Below are 12,924 nucleotides of genomic sequence, written 5' to 3'. Positions count from 1 at the left end.
TTGAAATTGTTAGAGTCATATCTCTATGTTACAAAGAGCTGGCATAAGGATGTATAAGCTAAAGCCTAGCTTTAGGTTTTTAACTAAATTTGTGGATCAATGAAGCTAGGCTTTTAAGAAAACATAAAGGGTAGATACCAAATAACCTAGCTATAGAGAACTTGAATTCAATGAATCGGGAAATCTTAAATAGTTGTCCGATTCTTTGAAAAAAATTGAGTGTTCCATATCTGACTTGAAAAGACATTAAGCGAAAATGTGGATCCGCTTTGACATTCTCTATAAATTGACTAGAATCTGGATACCCATAGTAATTAATGAAATCAAATAGGTAATCGTAGATTTTTAGAAGAGCTTGATTAGAAAACATAATTTTTTTCTCCATATAGATGAGTTCTCTATAACTTACAAATTTATATTTATAATTTATTTCCTTCGTCCCTCTGAAGTTACAAATAGATAATGAGCTAGCTCTATAGTTAATTAATGGTATTTGTATCCATTCAATACTTCCTCCTTCAAGATTAATAATATGTGACATAAATAAATCTTCATATAGGATATTCTGGTTACTTAGTGGTAATTTTTGAATTATTCGTATATCATAAGCTGCTGAAGCTCCACGTATTGTTCTAACCTTTTGATTTTCAAATCTCTTAGGCTTTAAGCAATTTCGATAATAAGATTGTATGTGTTCTATATATTGAATTCTTTTATTTTCAGCAATCAAGTTACCTTCATCATCAATTTCATTGTAGCCAGAGCATAAGGCATGGCATAGGTTTTTAATCCAGTGATTAACTAAAGTTTCTGTGCGGTGAGGTAAAGAAACATCATCGCCAGCAGCAACAACTAATAGTTGACCTTTGGCTTCTTTTGCTACTATCAATAAGTGATCTAATGTGCCAGTGTTATGGGGGTTTCGCCGCGCTCTGACTTGATGTTTGCCACGATAGTTGGCTGCCATTTCCTGCATAATTTCAAAGGTGCGATCGCTAGAGCAGTCATCGGAAAGAATAATTTCTAATGGCTCATAGGTCTGACTAAAGGCGCCTTCAATCGCTTCGCGAATAAATTGCTCTTGGTTATAAGCAAATACGGCGAAAGTGACCAGTGGCTTATCTTGGCTACTCATAGGGGGGACTCAAGGCTAGCTATGAACTGGCTAATAGTTTGGAGTTGCTCAATCGAGTGGTGAGGACTTATCGGTAAGCTTAGCACTTCTTGGGCAAATCGTTCCGCGATCGCGAAGGATTTTTGGCTGACATCGAGATTGGCATAGGCGGCCTGACGGTGAGGGGGAATGGGGTAGTGAATTAGGGTACCAATGCCTGCGGCGTGCAGGTTTTCCTGAAGAGTCTGGCGCTGGGGAGTGCGAATCACAAAGAGATGCCACACTGGCTCTGCCCAAGGGGGAACAAAGGGGAGTATTACGGAAGTCCCTTGCAGTTCTGTGAGGTAGAGTTGGGCTAGTTTTTGGCGGCGCTGGTTCCATTCATCGAGGTACTGCAATTTCACCCGTAGGATCGCGGCCTGTAAAGGATCGAGGCGACTGTTGACCCCTTGCACTTCATTTACATACTTAACCCGTGAGCCATAGTTCCGCAACATACGAATGCGATCGCTCAACTCGGGGTTATTGGTCGTTATAGCCCCCGCATCCCCAAGGGCACCCAAGTTCTTGCCGGGGTAAAAGCTCCATGCGACAGCATCCCCGTGGGCACCAATTCGCTTCCCTTTGTAGCGTGCACCATGAGCCTGAGCAGCGTCTTCGAGTACCCAGAGCTGATAATGGCGAGCAATCTCTAGGATTGGGTCAAGATCAGCCGGTTGACCATAGAGATGGACGGGTAGAATCACTTTGGTGTTGGCAGTGATCGCCGCTTCAATCTTGAGGGGATCAATATTGTAGGTATGGAGATCAGGCTCCACTGGCACAGGAATAGCTCCGCACTGACTGACGGCTAGCCAAGTGGCGATATAGGTGTTGCTGGGAACAATGACTTCGTCTCCATGGGTCACCCCCATTGCCCGCAAAGCAAGCACAAGAGCATCTAAACCATTACCAACACCAATGGCATAATTGGCACCGCAGTAAGCAGCCCATTCAGCTTCAAAGGCTTCTACCTCTGCACCAAGGATGTACCAGCCGGAGTCAAGCACACGGGCAACGGCAGCATCAATTTCCGCTTTGAGTTCGCGGTAGGCCGCCCTCAAGTCAAGAAAGGGAATCGTTGTCATGGCATTGAGCGCTTCTGAGCAAGGGCTAGGAATTCGTCGTAGTTGCGGATGTAATCGCTTTCATCATAGGGGGCAGAGGCTAAAACCATACACACGGCACCCGAGGAGAAGTTATCGAGGTATCGCCACATCATTGGGCAAATATACAGGCCAAAGTAGGAGCGGTTCAGGTGATAACGCTGCTTGCGATCGCCATCATCGAGGACAACATCAAAACTACCAGACATGGCCACCACAAATTGATGCAGCGCCTTGTGGGCATGGGCACCGCGATCGGCACCGCCGGGAACATCATAGAGGTAGTACACCCGCTCGATTTTGAAGGGAATATGACGCTCTCCCTCAATAAAGGTCAGATTACCCCTTGGATCCGTAATTTTGGGGAGTTGAATAATCCGACAGTTATCTATGTGGCCAAGCATAATCAGCTACTGCTCTTTTTTAGCAACAATTACCAATTCAGCGGCAATATCGGGATACCTCTCACCTAGCTTCATAAAGGCACGTAACATCTCTGGCGTCCAACTTTCTTCTAGTTGTCGATCAGAGAGAGGCTTGAGCCAGTAGCCACCAAAAAATTCGATACTCAACCCAGCAAGAGTAAAATCACGCCGAAAGGTTTCTGGTGTATAAATCCGACGATGGCCATGATGAATGTCCTTTTCACTCATAGTTTCCTCGTGTGGAATCAATCCCATCACAACTGCTGCCTGACGATGAATTGAGCGAGCATTGGGAACAGCAGCCAGAATAACACCTGTCTTGGGAACTAGCCAGTTTCGGATCGTACTTAAGATTAGAACTGGATCATCGACATGTTCCAAGACGTGCCCCAAGATAATCACATCATAAAAGCAGGCAGGCTGAAAGTTTTCAATGAGTGAGTTGTATATCTGTAAGTCAGGAAACTGCTGACGCAAATTTTCAGCAAAAATCGTAGAGCCCTCTAATATATCAGGTTTTACTCCATCATTGATTAGTAACTGCGTCATTATTCCTTCCGCAGGGCCTATCTCCAAAATACGATTCAAAGGTTGAGGAAAATACCTCCGAAAAACTTGGTAAGAGTACTCAATCGTTGCTATAGCAGTCGGAAGAGTGTACCAGCTATCAGATGCGACATTGTCAAGGCGATCAATTTCTGTAATAGGTGGTTGGTTGATTTCTTCGTGACTCATCATTAATCTCCTCAAGTTAACGACTAAAGTTAATTATAAATTTTGGCAATTCACTGATATTATCTAGGATTACTACGCTAGTATAGCGTTCTAAGAAATATTTTGATCTTTGTCCACAAGAAACCCCTATAAATCTTACATTTGCTTTCTCAGCAGCTAAGGCATCTGTCTCAGTATCTCCACAGTGACATAGTGGGTTTACTTGAAGCAATAAGTCTGCTTTTTGCTCAGTTGCTTTTTGGGGTGAAACGATATGTACTTGGGAAAATAAATTATGAATTCCATGATTTGTTAGAAAATTAAAGACATTTTCAGGTCGCTGCCGTGCAGTCAAGAGTACTAAATTAAAGCCTATTGAGTTTAGATTTTCTAGGATAGATTGAGACCATGGGAAAAGTTGATCAAAAGTTATCCAATAAGGTTCTTCTATTAATTCTAGCCATCTAAGAGTAAAAGATTTAATAATTTTTGGATTGATTTCAGGGAAGTAAGACTTTAAGACTTCAACTGTAGAAAGACCAGATCTTTTATGCTCCCAAATAACCTGAAAGTCAATATTATTTATTCCTAGTTCATTAAAAATATATTCTGTGACAGCAGCTTGGCGAGGATAACAATTGATTATTGTTCCATCTAAGTCAATTGCAATTATTTTTGAACCATTCATAACTTACTTATTGTATTCTATCTCAGAGATACGAAATATGTTCACGATAAGAACGTGTTACAAAGCAAGTTTTTTTTATGTCAGTAAAATAATAAGCTGGGTCTTCACCTAAAAAATAGGCAACATGAGCAGATGGAAAGTCTAAACCAAGAGCAATAGACATCGCTGTAGCTCCTCCAATTCTTGGGTTGACATCTATAACATAGTTATCATGACCCCTAACTTGAAAACAAAAGGAACCAAATAACTGAAAAGCTTCTGCAATACTTAGAGCAATTTTTGAATAATTTTCATCATAGAAAATATATCCCTTCGTAGTTATGCCACTCTTAATTTCAACACGTTTTCGACAAAGTGTTTTTACAAAATACTGGTCTGGGATAACAAAGGCATCAATAGTAATTTCTGGCTCATCTATCCACTCTTGAATAATATACTGACGATGACTTGGAAGTATTTTTTTGATCACATGCTCTAGCTGATCTTTATCATTAATAATTTCTATGAATTGGCTACCATTTCCATACCTTTCTTTGACGATTGATTTTCCAAAAAAACTCGTATTTTCTGATAGTAAATAAGTTGTGGGACTATTTAGATTAACTGAAGATAATATTTTACTTGATTCCAACTTGTCAGTACATGATTTTACAGCTTGTGGTGATGCACAAAGTATAGTTATCCCAAACTCTTCAAAAAGCTTTTTTGCAGAAGCAGTCGCACATATTTCCTGATCATGAATTGGATAAAAATAATTAACATTATTAGATTTGAGCAGTTCAACTGTTTGAATTGCAAACTTATCCTCAAAAGCTGAAGGTAGCTGTATGTAGGAATCAGAAATTGATGCGGCTGCAACTAAGTACCTCGGATTTATATCACAAGCGATAATCTTGCATCCTCTTTGACCCCAAGTTTGTTTCAGAGATTGGACGACCGTATATCCAGTCGCTGAGCCACTGGAGCCAACAGCTATAGTAATAGTTCCTTGAGTCACCATTTAATTCCCGAGATAGAATCAAAGCAGACCACTAGCACACGGTTATCATACACTAACATCGCCAAGCTGGATTTTTCTTACTGAATAATCGGAGCGGCGGGATTTGAACCCACGACCCCCACTACCCCAAAGTGGTGCGCTACCAAGCTGCGCTACGCCCCGTTAAGCTTTACCAGTATAACACGAGTTCAGAGAACATCGTAGCTGCTGACGGAAATTTTGCGCAACCATTTCAGACTGTGGGCATTCACCTGCTCAGGTGCTTCATCTTGAGGGCAATGGCCCACCTCTGGTAAGGCGACAAATTCCTGCACACAGGGAAATTGAGCTAGCTTCTGCCCTTCATCAATGGGTTCCCAAGGGTCGGCGGCACCCCACAGAAAATAGGTGGGGCAGGTAATCTGGGGTAGCAGGTCTTCGGGTAAGGGACCTTGGGAATAGCGAACAAAGGCTAAGAAGACCTCGGCAGCCCCCACGTCTTGGGCAGGGGTGAGTAATATCTCTACCAGTTCATCGGTGACGGCGGCAGTGTTGGCATAGGCTTGGTGGAGAATACGGCGCACAGTACGGGGTTGGGCAATTTGGCGGAAAAAGTAGGTGCCAAGGGTGCGATTGCCTAAAAGTTGCTGGAGTAGGCTGGTTCCCCAACGGCGGTACCAAGGGAGTTGCGATCGCTTGCGATCGTGGAGCTGACGCAAAGAGCAGTTCAGCAGGATCAGTTGACTGACCCATGCAGGCTGGAAAACAGCGGCCTGTAAAGCAACGACGCAGCCAATGGAGTTGCCGATTAAAACCGTGGGCTGACCAATGACCTCGCGGCAAAAGTCTAGAACCAAGGTTGCCCACGTCTCAAATGTATAGGGGATGACCGAGGGAGCGGGTTTGGCGGAGCCACCAAAGCCCAGTAAATCAATGGCATAGACTTGATGGTGAGCTGCGAGGGCAGGGATGTTTTTGCGCCAATGCAAGCTAGAGGCACCAAAGCCGTGAATCAGGAGTAGGGGGATGCCCTGAGTCCCTTGATGCCGATAGAGAATCGGGTAACCGTGCCAATGCCACGTTTGAGCTGGGAGAGAGAAAGTCATTTAGTCGGCTTGCAGAAATTGACGGTAGCGATCGCTCAACTCCTGAACAGCCCGCTCATAGAATTGCTGTCCATGCTCAGGGGTGGCCAAACTGGAATCTGCCCCCATACGACCATCGGGATAGCGGCGGCGAAAATCTGCGGCACCGTAGATGGCATGACTGGTGTTGACTTCGGGATTGAGGGGAACGCGTTTAATGGCCTCTGGATAGAGAAATTGGGTCACCGCCACTTCACTGGGGGTGGCATGGGAACCCTCGCGATCGCCATACAATTCCCGCGCCAGCTGCATCACTGAGGAACACATAAACCAGTTGGCCAACTCACAGCGCACCTGATCCGCCTCGGGAATGTGCAAATCGGCTAAGACTGCATAGGTTTCCGCAAAGGCCGCCTTCACTGTCGCGATATTGCCGCCATGACCATTAATGAAAAAGAAGCGTTGAAAGCCTGCCCGTACCAAGCTCACCAAATAGTCGCGAATGACGAAAATCAAGGTACTAGGACGCAAACTAATCGTGCCGGGGAAAGCCGTATGGTGTAAGGCCATGCCCACGGAAATTGTCGGGGCAACAAGGGCATGAGTTGCTTCTCCTACCCCTTTGGCGATCGCCTCGGCACAGAGGGCATCAGTACCAATGAGACCCATAGGGCCATGCTGCTCCGTGGAGCCAATGGGAATAATCATCCCCTTGGAAGTGTTGAGATAGGCTTCGACCTCTGGCCAAGTACTCAAGTGTAGTAGGGGCATTCCTGTCTCCTAAATCGCATCCTCAAGAACGGCTCGTGTATTCCGCCATGCCCAAATGCCCGCGATCGCCACCACGCCCCCCATCCCCACCATGACCACTGTGAGGCCAAGGAAGTCCGAAAGAATCCCGGCGATCGCCAAGGGCACACTGAGGGCAATATTGACAATGTTATTTTGGAAGCCAAAGACCTTACCCCGCATCGTCGCCGGCGTCCGAACTTGAATGAGGGTCTGCATGGGAATACCAATTAAAGATGCCCCCATTCCCAGCAAAATACTTAAGCCCAGACCCACCCACAGATGATGCACAAAAGCAAAGACCAGTAGGACAGCTGCCATCACCAAAAAGCCAATCAAAGGCAGGGGTCGATGATGCAATTTTTCCCCCCATTGGCCCAAAACCCCCGCCCCTAAAATTAACCCCAACCCTGCGGCGGCCAAGAGAAAGCCAAACTGATTGGGACGCAGGCCAATTTCTTGGGCTAAACTGACGGCCAACACCGTCAAGGCGGCAAAGACACAATAGAGGATCGTTAACTGGAGCATGGCATTCCCCAAGAGGCGATTTTTGCGCACGTAGTGAAACCCCTCCTGCAAGTCCTGCCATACATTGAGGTGGCGATCGCGCTCATGAACTGCTTCTCGGTAGCGAATCGAGGCTAAAACCAATCCCGCCATAACGTACAGCACACCGACAACGACTTCACGGGCATAGACACCCCCTATGGCCACAGCACCACTCAGCAATGGCTCACCGATGGCAAACCCCACTACGAGTGACCCCATCATTGTTGTGATAAAGAGGGCATTCGCCGAGAGCAGATTTTCCTCCTTCACTAGCAGGGGAATCGCCGCCTGTTCTGCCGGGGCAAAGAATTGCGTAAGAATGGACTCAGAAAAGGCAATCAGGAGCAGCAGCGTAAACCGCTTCGGAATAAAGATCAGAGCAAAAACCAGTAGCCCGCGCAAAATATTGGTAATACTCATTAGCTCCCGCTTGGGGTAGCGATCCACAAAGGTGCCCGCCGTTGAACCAAAGAAGACCGCTGGTAGGGTATTGGCAATCATTACGGCTGAGGCCTTAGAGCCGGGCAGTTCATAGCTGGCGTCGTAGGAAACCGCCAGTGTAATTAGGAGGACGAGAAAAATTTTGTCCGCCAGTTGGGAGATGATTTGACCGCCCCATAACTTGAGGAAATTCTTGTTCCGCATCAGAGCAGCAAACCCTTCTGGACGGGGCTTGGGACCAGAACTTACCATTGCTGTTGCTCACTGACCATGAACACAAGTTTCCTCACCGTTACCAAAGATTGGGGCTGGCAGTCTGAATCCAATATACCGTCAGACCCTTGCCGGCGTTTGCCCTGTCTCTGTATCCCTTGAGGTTCGTTTTGGGCATTCTGAGGAGTACAGGTCGCAAAAATCACCAGATAGGAGGAAGTAAAAATACCAAAAATTACCCTTGCCTGTGTAGCATATAACACCCTACCATCTGAGAGTTAATAACCATTTAATTTTCTGCCAATAAGAAATTATCGTTTTAGAAGCAGAACTAAATCATCGTCCCAATCTGGCTTGGCTGGAGGAGCAATTGGGAAATACCAAGGGGGCGATCGCCAGCCTAACGATGGTACTGAAGCACGTCAGTTTATTGCAGACACATTACCCCAGACTTGGCTAGAACTCGGCTTCCCAGCCAACCACCAAAATTATTCGGCATTTATGGAGACGTTAAAAACGGAAATTGCTGGGTCACTCTAGAATAAACTTAAGTCCCCTTGAACTCCACCCATGAGTGAACCCGTCACCCAATCGCAACTGACAGAAGTCCTCGAGACCATGAAGGCCATGCAGTCGCAACTGGCGGAACTTACCCTTGAGGTGAAAGTCGGTCAAGCGGAAATCCGTGAGAAATTTAACACGATTGATCAAAAATTCCAGACTCTGGAGGCCAAGTTTGAAGAGAAACTGAACACGCTGGAAGCAAAATTTGATGAGAAATTCAACACCATAGAAGCCAAAATCGAGGCAGTACGCTTGGAAGTACAAACCAATCGCGAGCAGTTAGTGGACTTAGGGAAGCGTCAAGGTTCAACGGAAAACCGCCTTTGGGCACTACTAGTGGCGCTCTTTTTGATGGTGGCGGGACTATTGGCCAAGATTACCCTGTTTGACCAAGTCTAAGGATGAGCAGCATGAGTGAACCCGTCACCCAGTCTCAATTCGCAGAAGTCCTCGAGACCATGAAGGCCATGCAGTCGCAACTCGCAGAACTCACCCTTGAGGTGAAAGTGGGTCAAGCGGAAATCCGTGAGAAATTCAATACGATTGATCAAAAATTCCAGACTCTGGAGGCCAAGTTTGAAGAGAAACTGAACACGCTGGAAGCCAAGTTTGAAGAGAAGCTGAACACGCTAGAAGCAAAATTTGACGAGAAGTTTAACACGATTGACGAGAAATTCAACACCATAGAAGCCAAAATCGAGGCAGTGCGCTTGGAAGTGCAAACCAATCGCGAGCAGTTAGTGGACTTAGGGAAGCGTCAAGGTTCAACGGAAAACCGCCTTTGGGCACTGCTAGTGGCGCTCTTTTTGATGGTGGCGGGACTATTGGCCAAGATTACCCTGTTTGACCAAGTCTAAGGATGAGCAGCATGAGTGAACCCGTCACCCAATCGCAACTGACAGAAGTCCTCGAGACCATGAAAGCCATGCAGTCGCAACTGGCGGAACTTACCCTTGAGGTGAAAGTCGGTCACGCGGAAATCCGTGAGAAATTCAATACGATTGATCAAAAGTTCCAGATAGTAGATGAGAAATTGAATGCTATAGAAGTCAGATTTGAAGAAAAGTTCAACACACTAGAAGCCAAGTTTGAAGAGAAGCTGAACACGCTAGAAGCAAAATTTGACGAGAAGTTTAACACGATTGACGAGAAATTCAACACTATAGAAGCCAAAATCGAGGCAGTGCGCTTGGAAGTGCAAACCAATCGCGAGCAGTTAGTGGACTTAGGGAAGCGTCAAGGTTCAACGGAAAACCGCCTTTGGGCACTACTGGTGGCGCTCTTTTTGATGGTGGCGGGACTATTGGCCAAGATTACCCTGTTTGACCGAGGCTACTAAAACGCTTGGTCAAAAAAAGAGGGCTGAGGGGAAAGTCCCAACCCAACCCTCTTGAATCAGTTTTAGTTGCACCTAAACAGTTGCCAGTTCCGCTTGACGCCGGAAGTTGAGGCGTTCGTTTTCGCCCACATCCACCAGAATCGTGTCGCCATCGAAGAACTCGCCCCGCAGGATAGCTTTGGCAATCGGGGTTTCCAGTTGTTTCTGGATGGCACGTTTCAGCGGACGGGCACCATAGACGGGGTCGTAACCCACTTCGGCCAAAAAGTCGATCGCCTTCTCTGTGAGGGACAAGGTAATGTGGCGATCGCTCAAGCGTTGCTGCAACCGCTGCACCTGCAATTGAACAATTTGCCGCAATTGATCCTTGCGCAGGCTGTGGAAGATGATAAATTCATCCACGCGGTTGAGGAATTCAGGGCGGAAGTGGGCGCGCATTGCCTCCATGACGCGATTGTACATTTCCCCGTAGCGGCTGTCATCGCCGGCCACATCAAGGATGTACTGAGAACCAATGTTGCTGGTCATGATGATGATGGTGTTCTTGAAGTCCACCGTCCGCCCTTGGGCATCAGTGACGCGGCCATCATCGAGAATTTGCAGGAACACGTTGAAGACATCGGGATGGGCTTTCTCGATCTCATCGAAGAGAACCACGGCATAGGGACGGCGGCGAATGGCTTCTGTGAGTTGACCGCCTTCGTCATAGCCCACATAACCGGGGGGCGCCCCAATTAACCGCGATACGGCGTGTTTCTCCATGTACTCCGACATGTCAATCCGCACCATCGCCTCTTCGGTGTCGAACATGAAGGCCGCCAAGGCTTTGGCCAATTCCGTTTTACCGACACCCGTTGGCCCAAGGAAGATGAAGCTGGCAATGGGACGGTTGGGATCCGCTAGTCCGGCACGGGAGCGCTGAATGGCTTCTGCCACTGCGGTGACGGCCTCATCTTGACCGACAACCCGCTTGTGCAGCTCTTCTTCGAGGTGCAGCAGTTTTTGGGCTTCCGACTCCACCAGTTTGCTGACAGGGATGCCCGTCCACTTGGAGATGATTTCAGCAATGTCGGCCTCGGTCACTTCATCCCGCAGCAGAGAGCGACCCCCCACTTGAATCTCCCGCAGTTTGGCTTCGGCTGCCGCCAGTTGTTTGTGGAGTTCTGTGAGTTTGCCGTACTTCAGTTCAGCGGCACGGTTGAGGTCGTAGTTGCGCTCCGCTTGCTGGATCTCGATGTTGACTTTTTCGATTTCTTCTTTGATGGCTTGGAGACGGTCAATGACCTCTTTTTCTGCTTGCCACTGGGCATTGAGGCGGCTTTGCTCCTCCTTGAGATCCGCTAGCTCTTTTTCCAGTTTCTCAAGGCGATCGCGCGAAGCTGCCGAGGTTTCTTTTTGCAAGGAGAGCCGCTCCATTTCCAGCTGCAGGATTTTGCGGTCAATCTCATCCAGTTCCTCCGGCTTGGAGGTAATCTCCATTTTCAGTTTCGCGGCGGCTTCATCGACCAAGTCAATGGCTTTATCGGGCAAGAAGCGATCGCTAATGTAGCGGGTTGAGAGCGTAGCTGCTGCCACCAAGGCGGTATCGGAAATTTTCACGCCATGGTGGATCTCATAGCGTTCCTTGAGACCCCGCAAAATCGAGATCGTGTCCTCAACGCTGGGCTGATCCACATAGACCTGCTGGAAGCGCCGCTCTAAGGCTGCATCCTTTTCAATGTACTTGCGGTACTCATCAAGGGTGGTGGCACCAATACAGCGCAGTTCCCCCCGCGCCAACATCGGTTTGAGCAGGTTGCCGGCATCCATCGCCCCTTGGGTTGCCCCGGCACCAACGACAGTGTGGATTTCATCAATAAAGAGGATGATTTGGCCGTTGGAGTCGGTGACCTCCTTGAGAACTGCTTTGAGGCGCTCTTCAAATTCACCGCGATACTTGGCACCGGCAATCAAGGCACCCATGTCGAGAGCAATCAACTGGCGATCGCGCAGGGAATCAGGCACATCCCCCGCCACAATCCGCTGTGCCAAGCCTTCAGCAATGGCGGTTTTACCAACGCCGGGTTCACCAATGAGCACTGGGTTATTTTTGGTACGGCGGGAAAGAATCTGAATCACACGGCGAATTTCATCATCACGGCCAATGACGGGATCCAGTTTCCCTTGACGAGCCAAGAGCGTCAGATCACGGCCATATTTTTCCAGCGCCGCATATTTGCCCTCTGGGTTTTGATCCGTCACTTTTTGGGAGCCGCGAATTTGCTGAATCGCTTCCCGTAGGGCTTTTTCGCTCAGGCCGACCTCCTGAAGAAGTTTTTTGCCAAAGCGATCGTCTTGGGCAAAGGCCAATACCAAGTGCTCAATCGAGATAAACTCATCGCCAAACTGTTTGCGTGCCTCTTCGGCGCGATCGAGGAGCTTGTCAAGGCTCTGTCCTAGATAGACGCCACTGGGATTACTGATTTTCGGCTGACGGTTAATGAATTCATCGGTGAGATCGCGAATGCGCTGCACCGAACAGCCAGCTTTTTGGAAAATTTGTGTCGCTAGACCCTCTTGCTCGAGCAGCGATTTCATCAGGTGTTCACTTTCGAGATTCTGGTGCTGTGCCTGCTTGGCTAGATCTGGTGTGCGGGCGATCGCGGCCCATGCTTTTTCGGTAAATTGATTTGGATTGGATGGTTGCATAGCTGACCCTTTGACCCCTTTTTCCAGTTTTTAACTATTTATATTGTATGAATTGCAAGAAAAACGCTTTTTCGGACTTCCCTACTCTACAGGTAGAATTAGCCACCCAAGAGTAGTTCTAGCCTAGCTTTTATGCAGAGGATTGTGGAGGCACAGAAATTCTTCCTTTAGGAATACCCCCAATTTCTCTT

At 47.5% G+C, this 12,924-nt stretch carries 14 protein-coding genes and 1 tRNA gene; 4 read left to right on the top strand and 11 right to left on the bottom strand.

Features of this window, described 5'->3' with window-relative positions; translation table 11 throughout:
- Positions 1 to 79: 79 nt before the first annotated feature.
- The 10 genes from RHH81_RS03900 to RHH81_RS03855 all read right to left on the bottom strand — a co-directional run bounded on the left by RHH81_RS03900 (position 80) and on the right by RHH81_RS03855 (position 8,181).
- Entirely contained in the window at positions 80 to 1,135 is a 1,056-nt protein-coding gene (locus RHH81_RS03900; RefSeq protein WP_302678907.1) for a glycosyltransferase, read from the bottom strand.
- Positions 1,132 to 2,241 carry a DegT/DnrJ/EryC1/StrS aminotransferase family protein gene (locus RHH81_RS03895; RefSeq protein WP_149820169.1) on the bottom strand — a complete coding sequence of 370 codons (1,110 nt, stop codon included), beginning with the start codon at positions 2,239 to 2,241 and terminating at the stop codon, positions 1,132 to 1,134. Before RHH81_RS03895 ends, RHH81_RS03900 begins: the two co-directional genes overlap by 4 nt.
- Entirely contained in the window at positions 2,238 to 2,663 is a 426-nt protein-coding gene (locus tag RHH81_RS03890) for an FdtA/QdtA family cupin domain-containing protein (RefSeq protein ID WP_302678906.1), read from the bottom strand. The genes RHH81_RS03895 and RHH81_RS03890 overlap by 4 nt, the downstream gene beginning before the upstream one ends.
- Positions 2,664 to 2,669: 6 nt before the next feature.
- Positions 2,670 to 3,419 carry a bifunctional 2-polyprenyl-6-hydroxyphenol methylase/3-demethylubiquinol 3-O-methyltransferase UbiG gene (locus RHH81_RS03885; RefSeq protein WP_302678905.1) on the bottom strand — a complete coding sequence of 250 codons (750 nt, stop codon included), beginning with the start codon at positions 3,417 to 3,419 and terminating at the stop codon, positions 2,670 to 2,672.
- A gap of 16 nt (positions 3,420 to 3,435) precedes the next feature.
- Positions 3,436 to 4,086 carry an HAD hydrolase-like protein gene (locus tag RHH81_RS03880; RefSeq protein WP_310743416.1) on the bottom strand — a complete coding sequence of 217 codons (651 nt, stop codon included), beginning with the start codon at positions 4,084 to 4,086 and terminating at the stop codon, positions 3,436 to 3,438.
- 22 nt (positions 4,087 to 4,108) lie between these two features.
- Entirely contained in the window at positions 4,109 to 5,086 is a 978-nt protein-coding gene (locus tag RHH81_RS03875; RefSeq protein WP_310743415.1) for an ATP-grasp domain-containing protein, read from the bottom strand.
- Between the two features lie 88 nt (positions 5,087 to 5,174).
- Positions 5,175 to 5,248: transfer RNA gene (locus RHH81_RS03870), tRNA-Pro, on the bottom strand.
- 26 nt (positions 5,249 to 5,274) lie between these two features.
- Complete coding sequence (locus tag RHH81_RS03865) at positions 5,275 to 6,171, bottom strand: alpha/beta fold hydrolase (protein ID WP_310743414.1); 897 nt, start codon at positions 6,169 to 6,171, stop codon at positions 5,275 to 5,277.
- A complete protein-coding gene (locus RHH81_RS03860) occupies positions 6,172 to 6,921 on the bottom strand; it encodes a creatininase family protein (RefSeq protein WP_310454400.1) in 750 nt (249 codons plus the stop codon).
- A gap of 9 nt (positions 6,922 to 6,930) precedes the next feature.
- Entirely contained in the window at positions 6,931 to 8,181 is a 1,251-nt protein-coding gene (locus tag RHH81_RS03855; protein WP_206201146.1) for an MFS transporter, read from the bottom strand.
- A 315-nt stretch (positions 8,182 to 8,496) separates the two neighbouring features.
- Between RHH81_RS03855 and RHH81_RS03850 the strand changes: the two genes are divergently transcribed.
- From RHH81_RS03850 to RHH81_RS03835, 4 genes are read left to right on the top strand one after another with little or no spacing between them, the layout of a single operon-like run.
- Positions 8,497 to 8,682 (top strand): hypothetical protein, encoded by a 186-nt coding sequence (locus RHH81_RS03850; RefSeq protein ID WP_206201145.1) that lies wholly within the window; start codon positions 8,497 to 8,499, stop codon positions 8,680 to 8,682.
- Between the two features lie 30 nt (positions 8,683 to 8,712).
- Positions 8,713 to 9,105, top strand: a complete 393-nt coding sequence (locus RHH81_RS03845) for a hypothetical protein (RefSeq protein ID WP_206201144.1) — start codon at positions 8,713 to 8,715, stop codon at positions 9,103 to 9,105.
- An 11-nt stretch (positions 9,106 to 9,116) separates the two neighbouring features.
- A complete protein-coding gene (locus tag RHH81_RS03840; RefSeq protein WP_206201143.1) occupies positions 9,117 to 9,563 on the top strand; it encodes a hypothetical protein in 447 nt (148 codons plus the stop codon).
- An 11-nt stretch (positions 9,564 to 9,574) separates the two neighbouring features.
- Positions 9,575 to 10,045, top strand: coding sequence for a hypothetical protein (locus RHH81_RS03835; RefSeq protein ID WP_310743413.1), 471 nt, complete (start codon positions 9,575 to 9,577; stop codon positions 10,043 to 10,045).
- A 72-nt stretch (positions 10,046 to 10,117) separates the two neighbouring features.
- On the opposite strand, the gene clpB is transcribed toward RHH81_RS03835, so the two are convergent.
- Positions 10,118 to 12,733, bottom strand: a complete 2,616-nt coding sequence (gene clpB / locus RHH81_RS03830; protein WP_206201140.1) for an ATP-dependent chaperone ClpB — start codon at positions 12,731 to 12,733, stop codon at positions 10,118 to 10,120.
- Between the last annotated feature and the right edge of the window lie 191 nt (positions 12,734 to 12,924).

It is taken from the genome of Thermosynechococcus sp. PKX95, assembly GCF_031583295.1.
Lineage (GTDB): Bacteria > Cyanobacteriota > Cyanobacteriia > Thermosynechococcales > Thermosynechococcaceae > Thermosynechococcus.
Note: the sequence above shows the minus strand (reverse complement) of the source record. Positions and strands in the feature narration are given on the sequence as shown.